The 24,295-nt window shown below is 50.9% G+C and carries 24 protein-coding genes; 15 read left to right on the top strand and 9 right to left on the bottom strand.

Translation table 11 applies throughout. The annotated features are described in order from the left end of the window. Positions 1 to 150 precede the first annotated feature (150 nt). From ACXYMU_RS15695 to ACXYMU_RS15680, 4 genes are all read left to right on the top strand, one after another. Positions 151 to 828: a DUF2461 domain-containing protein gene (locus ACXYMU_RS15695; protein WP_458987364.1), complete on the top strand. Its 678-nt coding sequence runs from the start codon at positions 151 to 153 to the stop codon at positions 826 to 828. Then, positions 829 to 1,209 (top strand): DUF3221 domain-containing protein, encoded by a 381-nt coding sequence (locus ACXYMU_RS15690; protein ID WP_458987363.1) that lies wholly within the window; start codon positions 829 to 831, stop codon positions 1,207 to 1,209. It abuts the gene before it with no gap. 4 nt (positions 1,210 to 1,213) lie between these two features. After that, positions 1,214 to 1,561 carry a Rieske (2Fe-2S) protein gene (locus ACXYMU_RS15685; RefSeq protein ID WP_458987362.1) on the top strand — a complete coding sequence of 116 codons (348 nt, stop codon included), beginning with the start codon at positions 1,214 to 1,216 and terminating at the stop codon, positions 1,559 to 1,561. Positions 1,562 to 1,714: 153 nt separating this feature from the next. Then, positions 1,715 to 2,179: a hypothetical protein gene (locus ACXYMU_RS15680; protein ID WP_458987361.1), complete on the top strand. Its 465-nt coding sequence runs from the start codon at positions 1,715 to 1,717 to the stop codon at positions 2,177 to 2,179. Between the two features lie 13 nt (positions 2,180 to 2,192). Here the strand turns inward: ACXYMU_RS15680 and ACXYMU_RS15675 are convergent, their stop codons facing one another. After that, complete coding sequence (locus ACXYMU_RS15675) at positions 2,193 to 2,396, bottom strand: hypothetical protein (protein ID WP_458987360.1); 204 nt, start codon at positions 2,394 to 2,396, stop codon at positions 2,193 to 2,195. 334 nt (positions 2,397 to 2,730) lie between these two features. On the opposite strand from ACXYMU_RS15675, the gene ACXYMU_RS15670 reads away from it, so the two are divergent. The 6 genes from ACXYMU_RS15670 to ACXYMU_RS15645 all read left to right on the top strand — a co-directional run bounded on the left by ACXYMU_RS15670 (position 2,731) and on the right by ACXYMU_RS15645 (position 7,047). Further along, a complete protein-coding gene (locus ACXYMU_RS15670) occupies positions 2,731 to 3,291 on the top strand; it encodes a vitamin K epoxide reductase family protein (RefSeq protein WP_458987359.1) in 561 nt (186 codons plus the stop codon). A gap of 1 nt (position 3,292) precedes the next feature. Beyond that, on the top strand, positions 3,293 to 3,688 hold the full coding sequence (locus ACXYMU_RS15665; RefSeq protein ID WP_458987358.1) for an SPW repeat domain-containing protein: 396 nt from the start codon (positions 3,293 to 3,295) through the stop codon (positions 3,686 to 3,688). Between the two features lie 605 nt (positions 3,689 to 4,293). After that, entirely contained in the window at positions 4,294 to 4,977 is a 684-nt protein-coding gene (locus ACXYMU_RS15660; RefSeq protein WP_458987357.1) for a hypothetical protein, read from the top strand. Between the two features lie 29 nt (positions 4,978 to 5,006). Beyond that, entirely contained in the window at positions 5,007 to 5,669 is a 663-nt protein-coding gene (locus ACXYMU_RS15655) for an alpha/beta fold hydrolase (protein WP_458987356.1), read from the top strand. Further along, a complete protein-coding gene (locus ACXYMU_RS15650) occupies positions 5,656 to 5,904 on the top strand; it encodes a hypothetical protein (RefSeq protein WP_458987355.1) in 249 nt (82 codons plus the stop codon). Before ACXYMU_RS15655 ends, ACXYMU_RS15650 begins: the two co-directional genes overlap by 14 nt. Before the next feature lie 3 nt (positions 5,905 to 5,907). Continuing rightward, positions 5,908 to 7,047 (top strand): NAD(P)/FAD-dependent oxidoreductase, encoded by a 1,140-nt coding sequence (locus tag ACXYMU_RS15645; RefSeq protein WP_458987354.1) that lies wholly within the window; start codon positions 5,908 to 5,910, stop codon positions 7,045 to 7,047. A 116-nt stretch (positions 7,048 to 7,163) separates the two neighbouring features. On the opposite strand, the gene ACXYMU_RS15640 is transcribed toward ACXYMU_RS15645, so the two are convergent. The 4 genes from ACXYMU_RS15640 to ACXYMU_RS15625 form a co-directional block, all read right to left on the bottom strand. Beyond that, a complete protein-coding gene (locus ACXYMU_RS15640) occupies positions 7,164 to 7,376 on the bottom strand; it encodes a hypothetical protein (protein ID WP_458987353.1) in 213 nt (70 codons plus the stop codon). A 275-nt stretch (positions 7,377 to 7,651) separates the two neighbouring features. Further along, positions 7,652 to 9,319, bottom strand: a complete 1,668-nt coding sequence (locus tag ACXYMU_RS15635) for a dipeptidyl-peptidase 3 family protein (protein WP_458987352.1) — start codon at positions 9,317 to 9,319, stop codon at positions 7,652 to 7,654. Between the two features lie 202 nt (positions 9,320 to 9,521). Continuing rightward, positions 9,522 to 10,136, bottom strand: a complete 615-nt coding sequence (locus tag ACXYMU_RS15630) for a deoxynucleoside kinase (protein WP_458987351.1) — start codon at positions 10,134 to 10,136, stop codon at positions 9,522 to 9,524. Between the two features lie 278 nt (positions 10,137 to 10,414). Further along, the gene (locus ACXYMU_RS15625) at positions 10,415 to 11,044 is read right to left on the bottom strand and encodes a hypothetical protein (RefSeq protein WP_458987350.1); all 630 of its coding nucleotides are present in this window, start codon (positions 11,042 to 11,044) and stop codon (positions 10,415 to 10,417) included. 242 nt (positions 11,045 to 11,286) lie between these two features. Between ACXYMU_RS15625 and ACXYMU_RS15620 the strand changes: the two genes are divergently transcribed. From ACXYMU_RS15620 to ACXYMU_RS15605, 4 genes are all read left to right on the top strand, one after another. Continuing rightward, on the top strand, positions 11,287 to 13,728 hold the full coding sequence (locus ACXYMU_RS15620) for a GAF domain-containing protein (protein ID WP_458987349.1): 2,442 nt from the start codon (positions 11,287 to 11,289) through the stop codon (positions 13,726 to 13,728). A 248-nt stretch (positions 13,729 to 13,976) separates the two neighbouring features. Continuing rightward, complete coding sequence (locus ACXYMU_RS15615) at positions 13,977 to 14,783, top strand: hypothetical protein (protein ID WP_458987348.1); 807 nt, start codon at positions 13,977 to 13,979, stop codon at positions 14,781 to 14,783. Between the two features lie 193 nt (positions 14,784 to 14,976). Beyond that, positions 14,977 to 15,204 (top strand): CDGSH iron-sulfur domain-containing protein, encoded by a 228-nt coding sequence (locus ACXYMU_RS15610; protein WP_458987347.1) that lies wholly within the window; start codon positions 14,977 to 14,979, stop codon positions 15,202 to 15,204. A 13-nt stretch (positions 15,205 to 15,217) separates the two neighbouring features. Further along, a complete protein-coding gene (locus ACXYMU_RS15605; RefSeq protein WP_458987346.1) occupies positions 15,218 to 15,622 on the top strand; it encodes a putative signal transducing protein in 405 nt (134 codons plus the stop codon). A 60-nt stretch (positions 15,623 to 15,682) separates the two neighbouring features. Here the strand turns inward: ACXYMU_RS15605 and ACXYMU_RS15600 are convergent, their stop codons facing one another. The 3 genes from ACXYMU_RS15600 to ACXYMU_RS15590 all read right to left on the bottom strand — a co-directional run bounded on the left by ACXYMU_RS15600 (position 15,683) and on the right by ACXYMU_RS15590 (position 20,581). Next, complete coding sequence (locus tag ACXYMU_RS15600) at positions 15,683 to 17,020, bottom strand: RagB/SusD family nutrient uptake outer membrane protein (protein ID WP_458987345.1); 1,338 nt, start codon at positions 17,018 to 17,020, stop codon at positions 15,683 to 15,685. A 17-nt stretch (positions 17,021 to 17,037) separates the two neighbouring features. Then, entirely contained in the window at positions 17,038 to 20,007 is a 2,970-nt protein-coding gene (locus ACXYMU_RS15595; RefSeq protein ID WP_458987344.1) for a SusC/RagA family TonB-linked outer membrane protein, read from the bottom strand. A 316-nt stretch (positions 20,008 to 20,323) separates the two neighbouring features. Beyond that, positions 20,324 to 20,581, bottom strand: coding sequence for an acyl-CoA-binding protein (locus ACXYMU_RS15590; protein ID WP_458987343.1), 258 nt, complete (start codon positions 20,579 to 20,581; stop codon positions 20,324 to 20,326). Between the two features lie 172 nt (positions 20,582 to 20,753). On the opposite strand from ACXYMU_RS15590, the gene ACXYMU_RS15585 reads away from it, so the two are divergent. Continuing rightward, the gene (locus ACXYMU_RS15585) at positions 20,754 to 22,952 is read left to right on the top strand and encodes a S9 family peptidase (RefSeq protein WP_458987342.1); all 2,199 of its coding nucleotides are present in this window, start codon (positions 20,754 to 20,756) and stop codon (positions 22,950 to 22,952) included. Positions 22,953 to 23,287: 335 nt separating this feature from the next. On the opposite strand, the gene ACXYMU_RS15580 is transcribed toward ACXYMU_RS15585, so the two are convergent. After that, positions 23,288 to 24,289 carry a zinc-binding dehydrogenase gene (locus ACXYMU_RS15580; protein WP_458987341.1) on the bottom strand — a complete coding sequence of 334 codons (1,002 nt, stop codon included), beginning with the start codon at positions 24,287 to 24,289 and terminating at the stop codon, positions 23,288 to 23,290. Positions 24,290 to 24,295: the final 6 nt, after the last annotated feature.

Raw genomic sequence — 24,295 nt, 5'->3', positions numbered from 1 at the left:
CATGGGGGCGGGCGCTATAGTATGATAGCATATGCACTTGTATCACTACAAACTGAAGCTATGACATTTATACTTTTGATAGTCCTTGCCGTTCTCATCGCGATTGGTGTTATCTGGTTTAAATCAAAAACACCTAAACACTAAGCTACATTGAGCACAAACCCGGATAACCGCGCCATACTTTCTTCCCTACGGAGGTTGCAGGCCAATAACGCCAAGGCCTGGATGGATGCGCACCGGGAAGAGTACCAGCAGGTGAAAGCCAACTTTGCCGCCACTGTTCAGATACTGCTGGATGCGCTGCAGCAATTTGACCCCAGCTTGCAGGATGTGCCTGTGGCCGCATGTATGTTCCGCATCAACAAGAATGACTTCTCCGGAAAAGGTGCTGCTGTATACAAAGGGCATTTAGGGGCAGGGATATCGGCGGGAGGGCGCCATTCTCCGTTTGCAAATTACGTACTGGTACTGGAGCCTAACAATAAATCAAGGATAGGAGGCGGTATCCGGAAGCCCGGCCCTAGGCAACTTGAGTTGATACGGGAAGAAATAGACTATAGCCCCGGCGAGTTGTCGCGTATCCTAATGCAGCCCGACTTTGCAGAGACGTTTGGGAGCCTGCAAGGCGAAAAGCTGAAAGGCGCACCCAAAGGCTATGACAAGGCGCATCCGGAAATTGACCTGCTGCGGCAAAAGGGCTTTCAGGTGCTGCACTATTTTACAGATGAGGAAGTTTGCTCGCCAGACTTTATACCCCGTATACTGCTACTGTACAAACGGGTAAAACCTTTACATGACTTTTTGAACCGATCATTAACTGCCCTCTAAGTGAAAAAACAACGACCGATTTTCATACTCTGCGCACTGTTGCCTCTGCTGCTGCTTTTCAGTTGCAGCGACAAGCCGAAGCGCATCCCATCTACCTTGCCCGACGTGCACGGCTATATCAGCACCATCCAACGTTCGGCCAGCAACAACGGCGCTGTCAAGGCTATTGTAATGGTGAAGTCCATCGAAGGCCTGGAAGCAGACTATCCTGATGCCACCATTCGGATCGATGAAAACACAAGAATAGAAGACACAACCGGAAAACATTTGAATGTCGCCGACTTGCGCGAAGGACACGAGATTGAGGCTTGGTTTGAAGGCGACCTGCTGGAGTCGATGCCCGTGCAGGGCTATGCCAAAGCAATCCGGGTTAGCTACTGATTATATGGCAACAACTCCCCCAACTTATAGCTGGCATAAAGTGTTTGACTCTGCCCAGGATGCCAATGCGCAGGTGCCCCTCCGCAAGTTACACCAACTGGAACTGGCGGGCCATACCCTCTGCCTTGCCCACACGGCAGCGGGCTTCTTTGCCGTGGAGGATGCCTGCCCGCACCTTGGCCATTCCCTGAGCAAAGGCACCACCAACTACCTGAATGAGGTGATCTGCCCCTGGCACAGTTATCGGTATAACCTGCAGAACGGACGTGAGTGCGAGTACCGCAGTCGCCAAGCCAAAACATACCCGGTAGAAATTAGGCCAGACGGCGTCTTTATCGGTATAGCACTTTAACAAGCCTTGGCATAATGCGTATATTTTCATACTAAAGGTACTTCTACTCAACCGAGCTACTCCTAACCTGGCCTGATGCTGGGATTGCCCTTCTTATATCTTTACCTGTATAGACAGGTGGATAATGGTTTTAATAGTGTTTGAGCTTAATAGATGGCAACAGTGGTAACGGAATTCGATGATTTAGTAGCTGCCTGGCCAGCCCCCGCACAACTCAGCCACATGCCGGGCGACTTGTTTTTGACCTTAAAATACTCTTCCGAATACATTGAGGCAAGATGGACAGGCCATATCACCTCCGAGGACGTGATCCGGGCAGGCAGGCTTTATCTGGAGCTGTTGCGCAAGACACCTGTGGCCAAGCTGATAAACGACAAGTTCGATGTGTCCGGTGATTGGGACGAGGCCATTGACTGGCTGGAGTTTGAGTGGTTCCCGAAAGCATACGAGTCCGGACTCCGTTGTCTGGCCCATGTTTATTCCACCGACATGTTCAGTAAACTGTCTGCCCGGAATATGTACCAGCGCCTCGCCCCTAATTTCTTCATCGAAAACTTTAATGATAGAGCGAGCGCCGAAGCCTGGCTGCGTACTTGTACCCCGGCAAGCGTCAGCTAACCTTCTCTCTGGCTTAATTGACCCATGCTGTTGCCTGGCGGCTGGCTGTCACTTCTACCGTATCTAACATTACCTCCATTACAGGGGCTTCCATTTCCTCAGCTGTTACAACTGTGTGCTTGCTGGTTGCTGGGGCTGTTTCATTTACCCGAACAGTCTCATTAACAGCTAACCCAAACCCAAAAAATGATGCGAATAAAATGATGAGAATTTTCATAGCGATATATTTTTAAACGTGAAAATTATGATGATCTGTTTGTATATAGTACTATGTTATACAAAGTAGCGTTGCCGGTTTGCGTATCCTTTATACCAACCGTCCCGTTTCCTCTCCCAATCAGCTGATTCCAACGACGTAATTCCCTCTCCATTTCTGATATTTAAGGGGCTGATGGCAGTACCTCCTGCAAATACAAAATTCCCGTTATACCTTATTAATCAATCCCATACACACCCTCTTTGGATTAGCGCTGGTGCCTCAACCCAACGCAAGAAGCAGCGGCACGTAGTAATGTCTTAAACTACAAAACCATATAACCGAGCCTTCCTGTATGAGCGAAAAAGAAGATATCCCGCCAGGGTGGAGTTACAACCCGGCTGCATGGGGGCAGCGTATGCCTATCGTTATCATGGCAATGGTCGGTGTTCTCATTGCCTCTTACATGGCCCTTTTTCAACTGAAGATAATCGAGGAAGTATGGGAGCCCTTCTTTGGCAACGACAGCCGAAAGATTCTGACCTCCAGCGTATCGAAGGTGTTACCTATACCTGATGCGGCCCTTGGAGCCATTGGCTACCTGGCTGATGCCCTGACAGGGGTGATCGGCGGCGTCCGTCGGTGGCGCACCATGCCCTGGATCGTGATCATGTTCGGCTTGGCGGTAGGTCCGCTTGGCTTCATCAGTATATTGCTAGTCGTGCTCCAGCCTGTTATGTTTGATGCCTGGTGCACACTCTGCCTCACTTCCGCCGCTATTTCCGTGATCATGATCGGACCGGCCATGGACGAGATGCTGGCGAGCCTGCAGTATATGAAGCGTGCAAAAAATGCCAATGTATCACTCTGGAAAATATTCTGGGGATACAAGGAGGTACAAGGAAAGGTGATCTAATATGTGGGCACAGGTTATAAATGCATTATTGGGGATTTGGCTGATGGCCTCCCCCGCTATTCTAGGGTTCAATGGCGCGGCCACTGACAACGACCATATCGTCGGCCCGATCATCGCTTCGTTTGCCGTTATTTCGTGGTGGGAAGCGACGCGGACAGTTCGACTGTACAACCTGCCCCTTGGGGCCTGGCTGCTGCTCGCTCCCTGGGTATTGGGCTATCAGGAAACATCTCCCATCTTAAACGACATGCTGGTGGGTGCCGCCGTGATTGGGCTTAGCCTGGTAAAAGGTAAAATTACCGAAAGCTTTGGAGGGGGCTGGACCACGGCGTGGAAGTCAGGTGGGTTACACGAACAAGAGGCGCGTCGCACACCCCGCACCGACTTCGAAGCTTAAAACTGTTCTCATCACCACTGCAACAAAGCCCACTGAAGGCAAAGGCTTTCAGTGGGCTTGGTGCATTTGCTTCAAGCTGTACAATATCCAGAGAAGCTTATCACGTCTATTTCACTTGGTTAGCTGCCAGCAGCATGTTGCATGTTTATCTTGTCGGGCATACTTACTTCCCGCTGCAACTTAATCTCACCTCACTACGCATTTTCAAAGAAGCAATTCACATCTACAGGCCATTCAAGTCTCAGCAACATACTCAGGTGCAGGATATCAAAGCGTGATATTTAATGTCCTTATGCAGCATTTTTTGAAAAATCATTAAAATTTGATTGAAACGCCGTTTTATTATAAAAAAAATTAAGTAAATTATAGAAAATAATTTATCCTAGAAATAATCCAAGGTTTAAACCTCACAAGACAGATCCAGCTATAAATAGTTATAATTTATATAAGTAATTATATTTTTTGCATATTAATTATTAAATTTACTTCAGAAAATGGATACAATTGAATGGACGAAATTTAAATTCATCATAATATTATCATAACTTAATACATACATATACCCGTATCAGCATTTTAATTAATAATATAACATTTTATTGATTATGCAGACATCAAAGGCGCTAATTCCCACTGAGTCCAAATCGCTTCAGGTTTTGGTTGTGTATGCCCCGGCACTGTTACTTATGGTTGCTGCTTACCTGCAGCCAGTAGTCAAGCTTTCTGACCTGACGTCAGATGCGGATACAGTAGCCAATGGTGTTTTCTATCGCGGGCTTATTTCGAATATAGGCATCCTGATGTGGGCTGCCACTGTAACTTCCTGCCTGCTGAGTGTGGTGCTGCTCCGCAGTTGGAAACTTTACTCCTACACGCCTTTTTTCCGCTACGCTGGTCTGCTCACTGCTTTGTTACTGTTAGATGATCTTTTCCTGCTTCGCTCAGACGTATTTCCGCAATGGGGTATGCAAGCGCCGTTAGTACTTCTGACATACTCTGTCCTCATCTTAGCTTTCTTGTTTTGCTTTGCCTATAAAATACTATCTACAAATTACCTGGCCCTGTACAGCGCTTTGTTCTTCTTGGCCCTGTCGGCGGTAACAGAATTGCTCCTGCTCCAGATTCCTACAGGACTGCGCTTCTTCCTGGAAGACGGATGTAAGTTTCTCGGCATCTCCGGCTGGTTTTATTACTTTATCAGCACCTCCCTGGCTATTATCAAGCACAGCATCACCATTCGTTTTTTCCCGGTAGATGCCGTAGAAGATCTGCTAAAGGTGAAGATATAACAAGTCAGGGCTTCTGCGTATAGCCTTACATGCGTACCGTTTACCTGATAAGTGGTCTAGGGGCAGATAGCCGGATGTTTAAGTTTCTGGAGTTCCCGGCAAACCTACAGCTACACCACCTCGAGTGGATTGCCCCCGAGCACCCCTGTGAGCCCCTGCACCGATACGCTGAGCGGCTGAAAGAGCAAATCACGGACCCGAACCCTATCCTGGTTGGCCTCTCGTATGGGGGTATGGCAGCCATTGAGCTGGCCAAAATCCTGCAGCCGCACCAGGTCATCATCATTTCCAGCCTTGCCACCCGCCATGCTTTGCCCTGGTACTACCGCTTGCTTGGCAAAACCCGTTTTCACCGCTGGCTTCCCTTTAAACTGATGCAGCAGACCTACCCACTGGCCCCCATATTCTTTGGGGCCATAACCCGGTACGAGAAGCAGCTGCTGCGCGACATTTTCAGGACGATAGACGAGACATACCTGCGCTGGGCGTTAGAGCAATTGATCAGATGGCCGCAAACGGAAGTTATCCCTGGGCTTATTCACATTCATGGCACAGCAGACCTTGTGCTGCCCCTGCACGACCGGGAAAAACTGCTAAAGGTGCCGGGTGGCAAACACCTGATGGTAATGAACAGAGCAGAAGAAATTAGTGCTATATTGGCTGAAATTTTGAAAACACATGAGCACGAGTAAATACATCGTAACAACACCGGAGGGGCAGATTGATTTAACCCATGCCGTTATCCTGAAAAGCAACAACCTATACCCCTTCGGGCGGCACAACTACGCGATCTACGAAACGCCGGATGCCCAGTTTGTGAAGGGCCTGAACAATGGCGAGCGCGAAGTCATGTTGACTCACTTTGAAGCAATGGACGAGCACACGGCCCGCACCTATACCCATCCTTACTTTAGGGAAGACGTGTAAACTATGCAGTTCAGTTTCTGGGAACAGGAAGCCTATTTCAATAACCTGGATGTACTTATTATCGGCAGCGGCATTGTAGGGCTCAATGCGGCCCTCTCGCTCAAAATAAAGCAACCGAACCTGAAGGTAATGGTACTGGAACGAGGCCTGCTCCCGACAGGGGCCAGCTCCAAGAACGCGGGGTTTGCCTGCTTCGGTAGCCCTTCAGAGCTTCTGGACGACCTGGCCCACCTCTCCGATGAAGCGGTTTTCAGTCTGGTGGAGCGCCGCTGGCAGGGGCTACAGCGTCTGCGCCAGAACTTAGGAGACGCCGCCCTGGATTATCACCGCTGGGGCGGGTATGAACTGTTCGAGCAACAGCAACAGTGCCTTTACGAAACCTGCATGGAGCGCCTTCCATACCTTAACAGGCAACTGCACCGCATAACCGGCGACCCGGAAGTATTCCAAAACGCGGACAGCAAGATCAGCTCGTTCGGATTTAAGGGCGTGCAACACCTGTTGGTAAGCACCGCCGAGGGCCAGATTGACACCGGTAAGATGATTGTAGCCCTCACCCAGAAGGTGCAGGCGCTTGGGGTGCTGGTGCTAAATGGCCTGGAAGTGACGCAGCTGGAGGAAGAGGCCTCTCACCTTGCCGCGTTCACGGCACAACATATTACCATCAAAGCCAAGGCGGCCCTGATTGCTACAAACGGCTTTGCCCGCAAACTGCTGCCGCAACTCCCCGTGGTGCCTGCCCGCGCGCAGGTATTAGTCACCAAACCGATTCCTAACCTGCACATACAGGGCACCTTCCACTACGACCGGGGCTATTACTATTTCCGCAACATCGGCAACCGCGTGCTGTTTGGCGGTGGCCGCAACCTGGATCTTCAGGCGGAGGAAACCATGGAACTGGGCCTGACTGACCTGGTGCAGCACAAACTGGAGCAACTCTTGCGGGAGGTTATTCTGCCAGACACGCCTTTTGAAGTAGAACAGCGTTGGAGTGGCATTATGGGCGTGGGCAATCAGAAAACAACCCTGGTACAACATGTGTCTAACCGAATTAGCTGCGCTGTACGGCTGGGGGGTATGGGTGTGGCTATTGGATCGCTGGTTGGTGAAGAAGGCGCAGCGTTAACTCTGGAGCAGTTGTAGCAATTGTAGCAGAATCAGGGTTCCGCAGCAGAGAAAGCATTTTTGGGGAGGTATGGTCAAAATAAAAGGCAAGTCAGTTATACTGCTTGCCTCTTATTTGGTTGGTTTGCGATGGTTTAAACAGTTGCCCATGTAGGTGTGGTTTGATGATAAATGGGGGCTTTGATGAGTTTAGCTGACTCTTGTTCTGCCCTGTAGAATGCCTGGTACTCTTCCTCGCCCATTTCCTCGCGCAGGGCAATATGGAAAAGGGCCATCTCCGGAAACAGCTCATTCTGCTTTAGGCGCTCCTCTGGGTTATTCCTGTTGAAATCATAAAAGCTTTTCATTGAGTGATTTTTTTAATATGAATGATTTGATTAACACGTTATCAACAAACATAAGATACTCACATCAAAGTGATTAAGTTATCGGCCGGATAACATCGAATTTGATAACACATGCTGAAGGCCACTTCTCACTAAAAAATTAATGGGCTACACCAAACTGATGCAACCCATTAACTAACATAATTTAACTCTTTAGGATTATTTCAAATTTACCGGCAGCCTTATTGAGCACAACTTGTTATAAATCAATTTATTATATATAAATAACAGCTAGGCTAATTTAAACCTAAAACAGAGGGGCCCTGCTCAAAGACGATATCCACCGGGATATTGGCCTTTGTCAGGCGGTCTAGGTCTGCCTGTAGCTGCGGGCTGATTTGCCCCTGCTTGTTCAGCAACTCTCCCACACCAGCATAATCGCCATTGCCTTGCAGCGTCAGGATTTTCTCTGATAGCTTGTTCATGGCCTCGCGCATTTTTACATAGTTCACGCGGTAACGCCCGGTTTGCGCATCACGCTCAAAGGCGCCGTTCTCCTTAAAGAAGTTGAACCTAACCATGTTAGCCTTGCCGTGCGCACTTGCCGCACCGAATCGTACCGAACGGAAAATACCGGCCAGGAACGTGGTATAGTAGTCCTCGAGGCTACCAGTCACTTCGCCTTTTCCGTGTAGCTGCGTGATCATGTAAAGGCCCAGTATGTCGGCCTTTCCTTCTTCTAGCGCCGAAGCGTGCTCTTTCAGTGCTTCGCGCACAGTGCCTTTCCCATTGATCGTGTTCTTGATCCCCAAGCCGTGCGCCACTTCATGGAACATGGTGTTGCCGAAGAAGGCATCGAAGGTAACGTGCTGCTGCTGGTCCTCCACGATCAGCTCTTTCGCAATGGGCACCATGATCTTGTCGAACTTGGCGCGCATGGCATTTTTGAGCTGCAAGCGGCGGGTGCCTTTCTTCAGCTGCACCTCTTCGTCGTTTGGCAGGTTAATGGCGATGGTCTTGCTGCCCGCATTGCTGTCGCCGGCATAGTATACCACATCATAGGCGTTCAGGTCGGAGTCGGTGCCAGGGGTTTCCTGGCGGTATTGGGCTGGAACCGGCAGGCCGCGCTGCAACTCAGGCAGGAAAGCGGCATACTTAGCTAACTTGTCGCTCCACTCCATGTCCTTGATCAGCACATAGGCCTCATGGGCTGCCTTATATCCGAACAACTTGTCCTCATACGTTTCTATTGGCCCGATCACAACATCGATCTTATTGCTTTTCATATCCATCCAGGCCAGGTCGCTTGGCTGGTAATTGTCCGTCAGGAGGGCCTCGGCGCGCAGGTTCAGGTATTTCTTCAGGCCGGCATCCTCTGCCAGGGCAGCGGCTTGCTTTAGCAGGCTTGTGGCGCGCTTTACTTCCTGCTCAAACTGCACATGGTAAGGCACCGTGATGAGCTTTCCAGCGGCATTGCGACGCAGAAATGTATATTGGCTGGCTTTGTCCGGAAGGTTTGCCTGCTCAAACTCCTCCTTGGTCATGTCGGTTGGGTAAAAGTTAGCGCCCTCCGGCTTGGGACCCACGCCAGGTATAAAAGGCTCGTTGTTGCTCAACCTGTCCCAGGGGCCGTAGTTGATCTCCACGAAGCGCCTGGCCGCATCAGAGCCCAGGGCGCTCATCAAAGAGTCTTTTTTGCCATAGGCCTCGTACCAGAACAGCTTGTTCATCATGTCGCCCGCCTCTATCAGCAGCGGAATCATTTGCTTTTCCTGAGCGCTCAGGTGGCTCAGATCCGCCGTCAGGCGCACATCCGTGTACATGTCCAGTTTCTGCTGCAGGCCGTCTGTTGCTGCTGCGGCTTCGGCGGTGGCTGTTGCTTCGGAAGTGCTGTCGGTGTTGCTGGCACAGCCGAAAGTGGCTGTGGCTACCGCCGAGGCAAAAAGGAGATGACGTGGTTTCATATGTATAGAGTAGTTTTGGTATGGGATGAAGATAGCAAAATTAACGCCACTCAAGCAAGGTATGGGCAGCTGCTCCCCCCATCCAGCAGCAGCCGTGCCTCGAAGCGGCGCACAAAAAACGGAGGGAGAAGCCACTGCCCCTCCCTCCGTTACCCATGCTTTATACTTACATGGCCTCTCTCCTTCGCCCCATCAATCTACTTTAAAACAACCCGAATAGCTCGCCCTGGATGCGCTCAATGATATGACCCAGGTCTTCCGGGTTAGCCACAAAATCCATGTTGTTCACATCTATCACCAGTTGCTTGCCCAATTTGTAATCGCCCATCCAGCTGTTGTAGTGGTCGTTTAGGTTGCGCAGGTAATTGATGCTGATGCTGCTTTCGTAATCACGGTTGCGCTTCTCGATCTGGCCGATCAGCTTCGGCAGGTCCGCTTTCAGGTAAATCATCAGGTCAGGGGCCTTTACCATACTGATCATCGACTCAAACAGCGAGTAATAGTTCTCGTAATCGCGGGAGCTCATCAGGCCCGACTGGTGCAGGTTCTTTGCGAAGATAAACGCATCCTCATAGATGGTCCGGTCCTGAATCACGCTGCCCGTCTTAGACTGGATCTGCTGCACCTGGTTAAAACGGCTGTTCAGAAAGAACACCTGCAAATGGAAGGCCCAGCGCTCCATGTCCTCATAAAAGTCCTTCAAGTAAGGGTTATTATCAACGGCCTCCAGGTATAAGTCCCACTTAAAGTGCTGCGCAAGCTTGGTGGCAAGGGTGGTTTTGCCGGCGCCTATGTTGCCGACGATTGCAATGTGCATGATAAGGTGTCGTTTAATCTAACTCAGAATACAAAAGTACGGCTTTTCCGGTATAGCCCGTAAGTACTTTATAGACAAGTTCCCCACCAGGTTATCAACATAGCGGCAAAGCGCGCCATACCTCCGGCAGCAATCCTGCAAGGAGTAAACCGTTAAGCAAGGCAGCGAATGGTAGGTATAAACATAACCTCAAAGGCAAAGCAAAGCGATTGTCTATAACAGCAAAAGCCCCGGAGGTTTGGTAACCATCGGGGCTGCCTCATCTAAGCGACGAGAAATTAACGGTTTGTCTCCCGCATGTGCTCGTAGGCGTCTTTGGCCTCACGGCTCTTTTTAAGGGAGGCAAACTCTACCTGCAGGGCAGCAATCTTTATCTTATCGCCGCTGTTGAGTTGGCGTAGCAATTCTGCTTTGCGGCTGTTCAGTTCACCGAACACAAACTCAGCATACTCCCAGTCGCGCAGACTCCAGTTGCGGCGTTGCTGGCGTGTGTAGTCCAACAGTTGCACGTAAGCATCGCGCAAGCGGGAAGCCTTCATGCGGCCGATGTGCGTGGTACCGGTCAGTTGGCGCTCCCAGCGCTCCAGTTCTTTCCCGTCCAGGTCTACTGATTCGCTTTCATTGCGTACTTCCCACTCCTTGTATCGCAGCTTCATCCCGTCATACTCCTCTCTGGATTCTGCAGAGAGCTTCTGGCTGTTCTGGTTCAGGCCATAGGTCAGGTCTTTGTACTCCTGCTTCACGCTGGGCCACTCCTTGCGGATGGTGCTGTCAGCCTGCCCCGAACGGCGCTGCATCCAGGCTCTGAACTCGGCCAGGTCCTGCTCCAGTTTCGACTGCGCCTGGGCGCCGCCCATGGCTACCAGGGTAAACACTAATGCCAAAAGCCACTGCTTCATATTTTTCATCGTTATCTTGTTTTGCTTTGTTGAACTATCGGTAGCCTTTGCCGTAAAAACTATGCCAAAAGCCTTCAGCTGTCCGTTATTTTTAAAAAGGGCGTTGCTGCTGAAATACCCCAGACACAAACTTAATACAACCGTAGCTTTTATGGCACCATCATTTATAGCTAAACTTCGTTTATTATGCAACGGCAAAAAGCTGAGTGCCTCTTTTGCTACCATACTACTTCACCCAACCAGGCATTGATATGAGCAAAACCCATAAAGGCAGTTTCCATGAGACAGTCGTTTCGATCTCTAACAACGACGACATCATTCTGAGCGTGCAGGAATTCCCCTTCAAAACATCGCTCAGCCTGTCGCCGCTCATTGCGTATTGGGAGAATAAGGAGAAAAACGACCCGAGCTGCAATGCTGCCCGCGTACGAGAGCTAGCCGACCTGCTGCGCAACACCCCGGAACTATCCAGCACAATAGAAGACGTGTCGATCATTGAAAAGTACATGGACACGGTGGACATCCTGATGGAAGACATCTTTCCGAGCGCCCTGTGGGAGAACGAGCTGATGGCTGCGGTAGTGCCTTTCCACTTCAAGAGCTTCTATGCCACGCCCAAACTGGAGGAGCTGCAGTTGCTGAATGGCGGCAACGACACCGAAAAACTGAACCTGGAGCTCAAGACACTGCTTTTCCGGCTTACGCTGTCCGCCTATACCCTCATCCTCGATAAGTTTTACAACGCCAACTTCAGCATCGACGAGCCCTTTATCTTCACCATCAAAGACAAGTTCACAGGGTTGCCGCGCCACTACAAGCTCGTCATCGACCTGAAGTTTATGGAGGTAAAGGCTAAAGGCCAGATCAAGGAGATGAAAGCGCAGGAGATAAACTTCCTTATCAACCGCTATAACGACCTGGACCTCTGGATGATGAAGCTGCCCCCGGAAAATTTCGAGTTCTCCGGCTTTGCCATTTACGACTTTATGGAGGTGACCAACGAAGAGACTATCTCCTCGCTCCGGTTCGACCTGCTGGACCGTGGCTCAGTGAGCACCGAGGAAGGGTTCCTGAACCTGCAGCAGAAAATGCGGATCCTGTTCGGTCTGCCCGACATCAGGCTGGGCTTTGCCTCCTGCCCCGCCCTGCAGGAATTTGACACTAGTTATGCCCGCAAAATTTGGAACGGCCTTGTGCTGACCCAGGACTGCGACATTCTGCTGAACGATCTGAACCAATCCATATATGAGCCGGTGCTGAAGCGCAGCAACACCATTGTGGTGGAAGACCTAAAAGTGTTCCCTAACCCGACCCGCATTGAACAAAAACTACTGAACGAAGGCATCCGCAACCTGATCATCGCCCCGCTGGAGTATGACGGCCATACCATCGGCCTGATGGAACTCGCCTCGCCCATACCCGGCGAACTGAATGCGCTTTCCACGATCCGCTTAAAGGAGCTCCTCCCATTGTTTGCCCTGGCGATCAACCGGAGCCTGGAAGAGCTGCGCAGCAGCATCCAAAGCATCATCAAAGAAAAGTACACCGCTATTCACCCCATTGTGGAGTGGCGCTTCACGAAGGCCGCGGTAAACCTGCTTGATAAAATGGACCGTAATGTGAGCTCTGAGATAGAGCCGATCATTTTCCGGGAAATTTTCCCGCTTTACGGTGCCTCCGATATCCGGGGGTCCGCTACTGAGCGAAACAAGGCCATTCAGGGCGATTTGCTGGAGCAACTGGTACTGGCCAAAGAGGTGATTTTAGCGGTGAAGGACAGCCTGCCGCTCTCCATTCTCGATGAGTTGGTATATAAGATCGATAAATTCTCGCAGCACATCCTGAGCGAACTGGGAAGCGGCGACGAGGTGCAGGTGCTGGACTTTCTGCGCTCTGAAATTGAGCCGCTGTTCGACCATTTCTATAAAAAGCACCCCAGTGCCCAGGCTGCCATCCAGACATACCGCAGCGCTATTAACAACCCTTACAAGGTGGTATACAACAAGCGGCGCGCATACGAGGAAAGCCTTTTCATCATCAACGAAACGATTTCTTCGTTCCTGGAGCGGGAGGAGGAAAAAGCCCAGCAGTTGTTCCCGCACTACTTTGAAAAGTATCGCACCGATGGGCTAGAGTATAACATTTACATCGGCTCCTCGCTGCTTAACAACGGCGATTACGAACCGATTTACCTAAAAAACATGCGCCTGTGGCAGCTAATGCTTACCTGCGAGATTGCACGGCGCATCCATAAGCTGCGTGCAAACCTGAAATTGCCCCTTGAGATAACACAGCTCATCCTGGTACACAGCGACCCAATCTCGATCAGGTTCAGGCTTGATGAGAAGAAGTTTGACGTGGATGGGGCCAACAACGTGCGCTACGAAATCATTAAAAAGCGTATCGACAAGGCCACAGTGCGCGGCACCGAGGAACGCCTGACGCAGCCGAACAAGATCGCGATTGTGTATACCCAGCAAAAGGATGCGGCAGAGTACCAGCGCTACATCGAGTTTCTGCAGTCGGAAGGCTATATCCATGAGGAAGTGGAGCACTTGGAGGTTGAGGAACTGCCCGGTGTACCCGGCCTGAAGTCCATCAGGCTAACCATAAACTACAAAGAAGAACTGCGCCATGATATTGATGCCGGCGATGAGTTACTGAATATTGCACAAGGCGCCAGCCTGAACTAAAATGCGCGCTTAGCAAATATATAATTTTTCATATTTACAGCCTAATGGAAATTATTTTACTGTGTCAGGCAGGCATAAACAAATACTGCAACACGCTAAATTACAGATACTTAATAATTAACAAGATAAGTAAACTGCGCTTGCTACAATCTTTTTTTCAAAAACAGTGCAATTATTAAATTACAATTGGCGTTCTCCCTGAAACCTGCCCAGGCAGGTCATGTTTCAACAATTCAACTTTTAGCCAAATGAATTTGAAAAACAGATGGATGCCCGCCCTGCTTTTTTGCGGCGTGGTAGCACTAAGTTCTTGCGACAGAAATGAGCAGGAATCTGTTAACCCGGAGTTTGAACAGGGTATGATATCCCACATCCTGGCAGACTCTGCAAAAGTAACCTCTTACTCTTTTTCCGGGAAACAACTGGGCCAGGTAAACCACTTCGACGAAAAATCCGGCGAGGTAGAAAGCTATGACCGGTTTGAGCGGGATGGCAGCGGTAAGATCCTAAAAACGATAGCCTATGCCGCCGGAGGCCAGCGTGTGCTCTCCGAGCAGCAGCACTCCTACAACTCCCATGGTTTGCTCACGAAAACAGATCTGCTGTACTTCAACGGTGACAAGGTAGAGTATAGCGCCTACGCCACGTACTCATACGACGAGCAGAACCACCTGCAGAAAAAATCGATGTTTGAGGTAGAGGGTGACAAGAAAGACGCCACACTGAAGTCTTATACCGTGTACGAGGTACTGCCGAATGGCAATTATGTCTCAGAGAAACAGTACGTGGTAGACGATAAGGGCCAGACCAGCCTATTCTCCACTACCACGTACTCATACGACAACAACCAGAACCCCTTCCACCAACTGGCAGAACCTGGGGTTGCCAGCAGCCCAAACAACATGGTAGCCTCTACGGCAGTGGTGCATAGCAGCAGCAAGACTTATCAATACCAGTATGCTTATACCTACGATGAGCGCGGTTACCCGCTTACGCAAAGCGTGGTGAGCCCGTCGGGTAAGCGCCAGGCCTACAGTTTCCTGTACAGCAACTAAGCTTCTAAAGCATTTTACGGTATCATTCATCGGCTCTGGGCATTTAGTTCAGAGCCGATTTTGTTCTATAGGGTACTGTTCTACGTATGGGGGTAAGTGTCCGGCCAAATGACTATATTTGTTTCGGAGGCAGGTACGGCAGCGTGCTTTACCTGAACACTCATTTATTTTATCACTACCAGAATATCATACTATGGCTAAAACGAAAATCACTGTAAACAACAACGGATCATTACGTGTAGAGGGCGATGACTTTGAGATTGTAGATAAAAACGGCAAGCCTTACGGATTGGGCGGACGCGAACTGGTGTCTATCTGCCGTTGCGGGCTGTCTAAAAACAAGCCTTTCTGCGATGGGTCGCACAAGGGCCACTTTGAGCACGAGGCCGAGGCATTCGATCTTCCTCCCAAAAAACAATAGCGAACTACCCCTTATGGCTGAGCGCCTAATCACGATTGCCACGTTCAATGATGTTACAGAGGCCTACATCCTGAAAGGCCGCCTGGAGGCAGAGGGTATCCTGTGCTTTCTGGGTGATGAACACATTGTGGGGGCGCACCCGTTTTACTCCGTGGCTGTGGGAGGCGTGAAGCTAAAGGTAACTGAAAACGACGTAGAGGAGGCTAAAGCCATTTTAAAGCAGATTTGGCAGGGCGATACGCTTTTCGACTACGATACCATCGACCTGGCACCCTATGACCCCGACGCTCCAAAAGAAAAAGGCGCGGAGTGTCCACGCTGCGCCTCCACCAACACCATGCAACGTGCTTACTTGCTGCAGCCCCTTTTTGGCATACGTTATGAGTGCTATAATTGCGGCCATCGGTGGAGAGCCTAAAACAAAAGCGGGAGACTAATGATAGTCTCCCGCTTTTGTTTTAATGTAACCCTAACATTCCTAGGCTCCTTCATTGAAAGGGATCGGGAAGCTTGACCAAACGTTGTCCTTTGCGCGGTATAAGGGTAGTTGATCCAAACGGCCGTAGCGGCGCATATCTACCCAACGGTGCCCTTCAAAGAAAAGCGAGTACCTGCGTTGGTACAACATCTCGTTGATCAAAGCGGCTTGGGTTAGCGCACCCGTATACGGTTGCAGGCCATGCCCGGTCCGGATCAGGTTCAGCGCCTTGATAGCCTCCGCGAAGTTATTGGTCTGGATGTTGGCTTCGGCATAAATCAGGATTAGCTCCTCGTTGCGGATGATCGGAATAGCATCCGTGTTAGAATCATACACCGTTACATCATAATAGCCGGTCAGGTTGCTTTGTGTGGCAGGTGTAGTGCGCAGGGCCACTTTCTGCAGGCGGTCATCGCCGGGGGTGGCATCTTTCACAAACAGCGTGTCTGCCAGACGGATGTCGCCTGTGGCATTCCGGCCCAAGAACAGTGGGTTCAGCTGATCGCCTGAGGCGGTACTGAATACGTAGTATACCCCTTTGTCAAAGTTCTGGTTTAGTTCGAAAAACGAACTACCCAGCGCCTGCAGGGCTTCCGGGAATTTCTGGCTGTAAATAGCCACGCGTGCGGCAAGAGCACGGTTAAACTTCAGGAACTCCTGCGGCCCGACACCTGCCGTGCTTGCCAAATCTCCAAACCCACTAGACAAGGTAAACGGGAACGTGGCATTGTTCAGGTGCCCGCTTGCCTCATCGAGCAGTGCCGCGATAGCCGTTAAAGCAGCCTCACGCCCTACAATAGGGCCAAGATTATCTGGGTCAGCCACATCAATGCGTATCCCGTTCTCATTCATCAGCGTCAGGTTCATGAGCAGCTGGTGCGCTTTGATGGTCTTGGCAAACCCCAGGTAGCCGTTCTGTTGCGCCTCGTCAATCTGGTTTGTGTTGCTGGCAGATGCGATCAGGATATTGGCCCCCTTTACAGCCCGGTACCTCGAGCCCCAGGGGCGGGTAGTATAAAAGGTGTTATTATCCAGCACTGCATCTTCTGCTCCCAGCAAGTCTGACGTGAAACGCGGCTCTGAACCTGAGAAACGGTAATACTCACGGCCTACTACGCCCACATCATCATAGTAGGTACCTAAGTCGATGCGCATGGCTGCCTCGGTACCTGCCACCAGGTTATTGAGCGACGGGATGGAGGCATTTACCTCTACCGACTCCAGTGTCGGGTTATTGGGATCCGGAATATTATCGATGTCGCAGGCTGGCAGGGCAACCATGATGGCCATAGCACCTAACAACTGCTTATATTTTAGCTTATTGAGAAAATTGTTCATATCTGCGTAGCGTTAAGTTAAAAGCCGATTACAAAATGGAAGAAGGTTCTGCGGGAGGCAGGGAATGGCGTTACGTCCACGCCAGTGGAAAGCCCGTTGGCCCCGAAGTTGGAAACCTCTGGATCGTAGCCGCGATAATCCGTGATCACGAACACATTGTTAGCCGACACACCCACTTTCAGGTTGCGCACGACATTGCCAAAAACTGAGCGCAGGGTAGGTACCGGCACATCATAGTACAAGCCAATCTCACGCAACCTCAGGTAAGAGGCGTCCTGCACAAATGTTTCGGCAGACACACCCAGCGAACTGATGCGCTCCTGTGCGTTTGTGATGCCGTCCCCATCATCATCATCGTCATAATCGGGCGAGGTGCCGCCCAGGTCTGTCAACAATTCTGTCAGGTTGATGTTGTCGCCGCCCTGCTTCCAGTGCAGCAAAAACGAAAAGGTCAGGTTTTGCTTGACAGTAAAGAAGTTGTGGAAGTTCATCTGGAAATCGGGTGCCGCATCCCCTAGTTTCACGACACCTTCACCAGGGCGTATACCTACAATCTGTGTGGCTGATTTGCCTTCTTCTATAAAGAAAGTACCGAACGTGTTACCAAATGCACCCAGCGGGAAAGCAGGCACATCTAACTCCGTAATCTCAGACCGGTTTACCCAAAAACTGGTACGAGAATTCCACTTTAACCACGGCGCTTCTACCGGTATTGCATTCACCGACAATTCTAAGCCCCGGTTCTGCAGTTCGCCACCGTTCACGATGCGTTCAGAAAAACCGGAAGAGCTTGGCACGTTCTGCACCAGGATGAGGTCTGTTACCGTTTTGTTGTATACCGTACCCTCAAAGATGATCTTGTTGTCCCACAAGGCGAAGTCCAGACCTGCCTCCAGTTCCTTCTGCCGTTCCTGCTCAATGCCGCTGTTACCCCGCTGCACCGGCGGAATCAGCCCGGCCATGCCACCGATGTTGAAAGGCGCGAAGGAGGTATACTTAGCCCCAAATGGCGGAAAGCCACCTGACTCCCCATAAGCTACGCGTACCTTAAACAGGTTTATCTCATCCCAATTCCAGAAATCGAAATTACCCAGATTAATAGCAACAGATGCTTTCGGGAAAGCCTGAAACTCGTTCTCGTTGGCGTTGTTAGAAGACTTGTCCAAACGGATACCAGCTGTGGCGATGATGCGATCACGGTAGTTGGCCTCCTCCTGGAAAAACAAGCCCTTATTGCGTACAATTAGCCTGTTCTGGCTTACATCCACTGCACCCGACAGGTCGAGGTTAGTTTGAGAGCCAATGAGCTGTGTTGCCACGTTCAGGATCTGGTCCTGGTTGAAGTTCTCGCGGGTAGCACCCAGCGTAGAGGTCAGGGTCAGGTTATTGTCTGCCAGGTCCAGGTTATTCACTAAAAACGCCGCATAGTTGGTATTCAGGTTATAGGCACTTCCCTGAATAGAAGCACCCTGTGTAGCTGTCGGTCCTTTGATCTGGAACTGCAGCGTGTTTGGAAACAGGGCCGTAGTGCGGAGGTTATAAAAATCGAGTCCGCTCCGGATCACCAGTCTGGTATGGCTGATGTCGCTATCCTGCAACTTAGTGTTCAAGGTAAAGCCACCGATAAAGCGGTTGGTCGCCTCATTGTTCGTAATCAGATCACGGGTTTGCAGGAAGTTAGAGGTTGCAAACGGGTTGTTCGGGTAGATCCCATCGGCATTTGGGCGCAGGTCTATAAAGTTTGGCGTGGATGACAGCGCCACACCAAAGGAAACCCCGGCGTTGTCGTTATTCGTCAGGCCACGGTCGGCGGAGGAATTGATGTAGTTGGATGACAGGCTGAAGTCGAAGCGGTCTGAAAGCACGTGGTCGAGGTTGAAGCGGATAGACTTCTTATTATAGCCAGTGTTCTTCACAATGCCTTCCTCGTCCTGAATCAAACCTCCCACAAAAAAGCGGGTTTTCTCGTTACCGCCACTCACGTTGAGCCTGGAGTTGATCAGCAGCCCGTTGTTGCCGTAAAGCTCGTCCTCGTAATCTATAAATCGGTTCTGGTTTTGCGCCTCCAGGAAAAGCTGCCGCCCTTGTTCTTTATAAGACTTAAAGGCCCGCTCCTCGGTAAAAGTGCGCATGCCCAGTTTGTTGCTGATGGTGGTTACCCCGATATCCTGCGAAAAGTCTACCAACGTTTTGCCTACAGCACCTCGCTTTGTAGAGATGATCACCACGCCTGCAGAGGCCAGCGAACCGTAAATTGCGGCGGCAGAGGCTCCTTTCAGCACCTCGATGCTCTCGATATCAGCCGGGTTCAGGTCTGCGATACGGTTTGAGGCGTTGTCTTGGGTAGATGAGCTACCTCCGCCAGCTGCATTCGTCACGGAATTCAAACCGGCCGAAATAGAGGAGTTGTCGATGATCACGCCATCCACTACAAAGAGCGGTTGTGCATTGCCGAAAATAGAGGTGATGCCACGCAGTTTCATGGCCATACCCCCACCCGGGGCACCAGAGTTAGAAACAACGTTAGCGCCTACCAGCTTGCCGCTAATAGCCCCATCCACGGTTTGTGGCGTGGTAATGCCGGTAATCTCGCGGGTGTTGAGCGATGAAACGGCGTTGGCTGCATTGGTTCGCTTTACGGTGGTAGCCAAACCCGTTACCACTACCTCGCTGAGGCTGGTCAGGCGTTGCTGCATCTCCACGTTCAGCACATTCACGGCCGGTGTAACGTCAAAAGTCTCGGAGGCATAGCCTAGGTATGAAAAAGTAAGCTTGCCCGACCGCGTAGGCAACTGGATGCTGTATTTGCCATCGCCCCCAGTGGTAGTGCCGACGGTGGTGCCAGGCACTACCACACTAACCCCTGGCAATGCGTCGCCAGAACCTGCATCGGTTACGGTACCCGTGACGGTGGTTTGTGCCTGCACTACCAGTGGGGCAAGGCACAGCAGTAGCAAGAGCATGTTTAACAGAAAATGTTTCTTCATAGGTGTAGTAGTTTTGGTGAAAATTATTTGCCGGAAAGGTCACCTTGCCGGTTTGAAAGCAATTTCAATGTAAGTATCATTTTTTAAATACAATACCCATGTTCCAACATACTCTTACTTAGCATGTATTCTACTTTAAATCAGATTGTTATAACACTTATATTATACTATAAAAAGGCTTTAGATGATTTAAAATATTATACTATACCTATATAATACTCTTGCCAATATACTACTCATTACAGAACAGGTATAAATGCAAAAGGGCAGTGACTCTTCAGCCACTGCCCTTTCCTCATTCATAAAACTGTACACTTTATTTTTTTGCCAGCTCGTTTACCAATTCAACATAAGCGTCGCGGGCATGTTCCGGGCTTTTGCCTTGCTGTTCTTTCCAGGCATCCCACTTGGCAATGTTTTTAAAGTCGAAACCGCCGGGTCGCTCTGTATTCACGTCTCCGTCGGTGGCCTGCTTGTAGAGGCCATACAGTTGCAGCAATACGTTATTGCTTGGGCGCTCTGCCAGTGTTTTGGATCGTTCTACTGCCTGCTCAAATTCTGTTTGTGTTGCCATATCGTTGTTCGTGTCTCTTGTTTTGGTGAGGATATCAAATTAACCAATTTTAGGCTGCATGCATAATATTTTATTGCTTTTGTTTCCTCCGCTTTTTTTCCGGAATTTAGCTGTGTTGCACTGCCCTGAAAAAAGGTGAATTGCAGCCTACTTCTCACATAGAATCTAACATATGAAAAACTTAAAACCCAAAACAGCGGCATCTGCCACATTGCTCAGCGCATGCCTGGTAGTGGCTTCCGGCTGCTCCTCCAGCAACACCACAGCCAGCACCACAACGGCCACAACCGAACAAAGCAGTCAAACAGCTGCCGCGGCACAGGCCCCTCAGCCCCCGATCGCCAGGAAGGTGCCCAAACAACTGACTACCCACGGCGACACGCGCACTGACAATTACTATTGGATGAACCAGCGGGAGGACCCGGAGGTAATTGCTTACCTGAACGCCGAAAACGACTATACCAAGCAGAAGCTAGCCCATACCGAGGAACTGCAGGAAAAGCTGTTCAAGGAAATCGTGGGCCGTATCAAGCAGAAAGATGAGTCCGTGCCTGTGAAGGATGATGGCTACTGGTATTATACCCGCTACGAGGAGGGAAAGGAATACCCGATCTATGCCCGCAAGAAAGGCACCCTGCAGGCAACTGAGGAGATAATGGTGAATGCCAATGAGCGCGCTGCGGGAAAGGCTTACTACGCAGCTTCCGGCATGAACGTGAGCCCTAACAACCAGCTACTGGCCTTTGGCGAGGACACCGTGAGTCGCCGCAAATATACCATCCGCTTCAAAGACCTGAAGACCGGCAGCCTCCTGCCCGATGCCATACCCAACACCACAGGCAGCGCCGTATGGGGCAACGACAACAAAACCGTGTTTTATACCATGAAGGACCCGGCGCTGCGCTCGTTCAAGATTTACAAGCATACTTTAGGCACGCCAGCCAACGCGGACAAGGAGGTTTACCACGAAACGGATGAGACGTTCAGCACTTTCGTGTATAAAACCAAGTCCGACAAGTACATCATCATTGGCAGCGGCAGCACCGTGTCGAATGAGTACCGCTACCTGGATGCCGATAAACCAAACGGCGAGTTCAAGATGATCCAGCCGCGTGAGCGGGGCCTGGAATACAGCGTGGACCAATTTGGCGACAGATTTTACATCGTTACTAACAAGGACGGGGCTACGAACTTTAAGCTGATGCAGACGCCCGTGACCAAGCCGGGCAAAGCGAACTGGAAAGAGGTGATCCCGCACCGCGAGGACGTGCTGCTGGAAGGCATCGAGATCTTCAAGGATTACCTCACGTTGCAGGAGCGCAAAAACGGCCTCCCACAAATTCGGGTGAAAAAGTGGAACGACCCTAAAAGCGACTACTACGTGGACTTCAACGAAGAGGCCTATACCGCCTCCATCGGCGACAACCCAGACTTCGACAGCCAGGCACTGCGCTTCGAGTACAGCTCCCTGACCACACCAAACTCCACCTACGACTTTAACATGCAGACCAAGAACCGGGAGCTGCTGAAGCGCCAGGAAGTGGTCGGTGACTTTAATCCGGAGAATTACGAGGCCAAGCGCATCTATGCCACCGCCGCCGACGGCACCAAGATCCCAGTATCGCTGGTATATAAAAAGGGGACGCAGCTGAATGGCCAGAACCCTACCCTGCTTTATGCTTATGGCTCTTATGGCTACAGCACCAACCCGAGCTTCAGCTCCGTGCGCCTGAGCCTGCTGGACAGGGGCTTTGTGTATGCCATCGCGCACATTCGCGGGGGCCAGGAAATGGGCCGCCCATGGTATGAAAGCGGCAAGATGCTGAAGAAGAAGAATACTTTCACTGACTTTACCGATGCCGCAGAATTCCTGATTGAGCAGAACTACACCAACCCCGACAAGCTGTTTGCCCAAGGTGGCAGTGCGGGTGGTTTGCTGATGGGTGCCGTGGTGAACATGCGCCCGGATCTGTTTAAAGGGGTGCTGGCCGCCGTGCCGTTTGTGGATGTGGTAACGACCATGCTGGACACCAGCATTCCGCTTACCACGGGAGAGTTCGACGAGTGGGGCAATCCCGCCGAGAAGCAGTATTATGACTACATGCTGTCTTACTCGCCTTACGACAACGTAGAGGCAAAGGCTTACCCGAACATGCTCGTAACCACCGGCTTGCACGACTCGCAGGTACAGTACTGGGAGCCCGCCAAATGGGTAGCCAAGCTCCGCGACATGAAGACGGATGACAACATGTTGCTGTTGCACACCAACATGGCCGCCGGCCACGGAGGTGCTTCTGGCCGTTTCGAACGTTACAAGGAAACTGCCCTGCAGTATGCCTTCCTGCTCAGTTTGCTAGAGCAAAATCAGTAAGTTTGTTGTTGCTTGTTAAATCCGGTTGCGATTAACTGCTATACCTTAACCCACCCCTGCTCCTCGGAGGAGCAGGGCAATTTCATTTTAACATTGCCTTCGCTCGCGTCTCGCGCGTGTAAAGTATAATTGGGCCTCTGGCCCAGTCGAGTTGCAAACTCGATTTTATAAGAAGGCACTGATTGCAAATCCGCGCCAGCGGAAGCTTTACTCTTATAGAAATTCCCCTCTTGGGAGAGGCAGGGGTGGGTTATTTTGTGGATGGGTTTTAAATAAATAAACAAAAAAGGAGAAGCGGACTTACACCCGGCTTCTCCTTTTTTTATCGAAAACAATTAGCTCCCAACTTTCAGCACGATTTTGCCGAACTGCTTACTGGCCTCCATGTAGCGCATGGCCTCCTCCGCTTCTTCCAGAGCAAATACGCGGTCAATCACTGGCTTGATCTGGTGTTCCTGTACCAGTTGCATCATCTCCGCGAAGTCGTCGGCAGTACCCATGGTGCTGCCCAGTATCGTGAGTTGTTTCCAGAAAATCTCAGCCGGATTTATTTTGCCGATCATACCTGTGGTGCCACCATACATGGCTATGCGTCCGCCAGGCTTGGCTATTTTTACGAGTTGCACAAAACCATCCCCGCCTGCACCGTCAATCATCACATCAAAGCCACCAGTCTGGGCTTTTAGTTCTTTGCCCCAGTCCTCCTGTCGGTAATTTATACCTCCTGCTGCGCCCAGCTCCCTGGCATTGGCAATCTTCTGCTCGTCCCCGGATGTTACCCATACCACTGCGCCTGCCGCCACTGCAAACTGCACGGCGAATAAAGCCACGCCGCCTCCAGCTCCTGTTACCAGCACTTTCTCGCCGGGCTGCAACTGGCATTTGGTAAACACCGATCGGTAAGCCGTCAGGCCTGCCAGCGGTAGCGCTGCTGCTTCCTCAAAACTCATGTGCGCAGGCTTTTGGTGCAGATTGGCTGCCGGCACTTTCACGTACTCCGCAAAGGCACCTGCCTGCGGCATACCCAGTATTTTGTAGTCCGCGCCGTGCGCACGCGGATTTTCGCCCCAGTTCGAACCCGGATCTACCAGCACTTCCTGCCCTAACCAGCTTTGATCCACCCCCTCCCCTACTTCCGTTACAATGCCCGCACAGTCTGACCCGAGGATGGCAGGATAATCCTTCAGGAAATACTTGCCGCGTTGTATCCATACATCCCGGCGGTTGAGGGCGGCAGCTTTTACCTGCACAATGGCCTCACCGGGGCCTGCTGTTGGTGTATCGGTTTCAATAAGGGTAAACGGCTGGTTGATGTCTTCTAAGTATACTGCTTTCATGGTTCT

It is taken from the genome of Pontibacter sp. CAU 1760, assembly GCF_054482735.1.
The sequence above is the reverse complement of the archived record's forward strand: the minus strand, read 5'-3'. Positions and strand labels throughout refer to the sequence as shown.

What these genes read in the sequence shown, in the direction of transcription:
- ACXYMU_RS15640 (WP_458987353.1), bottom strand. Translation starts at nt 7,376, where the DNA reads ATGAAAAGCTTTTATGATTTCAACAGGAATAACCCAGAGGAGCGCCTA.
- ACXYMU_RS15635 (WP_458987352.1), bottom strand. Translation starts at nt 9,319, where the DNA reads ATGAAACCACGTCATCTCCTTTTTGCCTCGGCGGTAGCCACAGCCACT.
- ACXYMU_RS15660 (WP_458987357.1), top strand. Translation starts at nt 4,294, where the DNA reads ATGCAGACATCAAAGGCGCTAATTCCCACTGAGTCCAAATCGCTTCAG.
- ACXYMU_RS15595 (WP_458987344.1), bottom strand. Translation starts at nt 20,007, where the DNA reads ATGAAGAAACATTTTCTGTTAAACATGCTCTTGCTACTGCTGTGCCTT.
- ACXYMU_RS15685 (WP_458987362.1), top strand. Translation starts at nt 1,214, where the DNA reads ATGGCAACAACTCCCCCAACTTATAGCTGGCATAAAGTGTTTGACTCT.
- ACXYMU_RS15600 (WP_458987345.1), bottom strand. Translation starts at nt 17,020, where the DNA reads ATGAACAATTTTCTCAATAAGCTAAAATATAAGCAGTTGTTAGGTGCT.
- ACXYMU_RS15645 (WP_458987354.1), top strand. Translation starts at nt 5,908, where the DNA reads ATGCAGTTCAGTTTCTGGGAACAGGAAGCCTATTTCAATAACCTGGAT.
- ACXYMU_RS15650 (WP_458987355.1), top strand. Translation starts at nt 5,656, where the DNA reads ATGAGCACGAGTAAATACATCGTAACAACACCGGAGGGGCAGATTGAT.
- ACXYMU_RS15625 (WP_458987350.1), bottom strand. Translation starts at nt 11,044, where the DNA reads ATGAAAAATATGAAGCAGTGGCTTTTGGCATTAGTGTTTACCCTGGTA.
- ACXYMU_RS15670 (WP_458987359.1), top strand. Translation starts at nt 2,731, where the DNA reads ATGAGCGAAAAAGAAGATATCCCGCCAGGGTGGAGTTACAACCCGGCT.
- ACXYMU_RS15675 (WP_458987360.1), bottom strand. Translation starts at nt 2,396, where the DNA reads ATGAAAATTCTCATCATTTTATTCGCATCATTTTTTGGGTTTGGGTTA.
- ACXYMU_RS15610 (WP_458987347.1), top strand. Translation starts at nt 14,977, where the DNA reads ATGGCTAAAACGAAAATCACTGTAAACAACAACGGATCATTACGTGTA.
- ACXYMU_RS15605 (WP_458987346.1), top strand. Translation starts at nt 15,218, where the DNA reads ATGGCTGAGCGCCTAATCACGATTGCCACGTTCAATGATGTTACAGAG.
- ACXYMU_RS15680 (WP_458987361.1), top strand. Translation starts at nt 1,715, where the DNA reads ATGGCAACAGTGGTAACGGAATTCGATGATTTAGTAGCTGCCTGGCCA.
- ACXYMU_RS15590 (WP_458987343.1), bottom strand. Translation starts at nt 20,581, where the DNA reads ATGGCAACACAAACAGAATTTGAGCAGGCAGTAGAACGATCCAAAACA.
- ACXYMU_RS15620 (WP_458987349.1), top strand. Translation starts at nt 11,287, where the DNA reads ATGAGCAAAACCCATAAAGGCAGTTTCCATGAGACAGTCGTTTCGATC.
- ACXYMU_RS15585 (WP_458987342.1), top strand. Translation starts at nt 20,754, where the DNA reads ATGAAAAACTTAAAACCCAAAACAGCGGCATCTGCCACATTGCTCAGC.
- ACXYMU_RS15615 (WP_458987348.1), top strand. Translation starts at nt 13,977, where the DNA reads ATGAATTTGAAAAACAGATGGATGCCCGCCCTGCTTTTTTGCGGCGTG.
- ACXYMU_RS15580 (WP_458987341.1), bottom strand. Translation starts at nt 24,289, where the DNA reads ATGAAAGCAGTATACTTAGAAGACATCAACCAGCCGTTTACCCTTATT.
- ACXYMU_RS15655 (WP_458987356.1), top strand. Translation starts at nt 5,007, where the DNA reads ATGCGTACCGTTTACCTGATAAGTGGTCTAGGGGCAGATAGCCGGATG.
- ACXYMU_RS15665 (WP_458987358.1), top strand. Translation starts at nt 3,293, where the DNA reads ATGTGGGCACAGGTTATAAATGCATTATTGGGGATTTGGCTGATGGCC.
- ACXYMU_RS15630 (WP_458987351.1), bottom strand. Translation starts at nt 10,136, where the DNA reads ATGCACATTGCAATCGTCGGCAACATAGGCGCCGGCAAAACCACCCTT.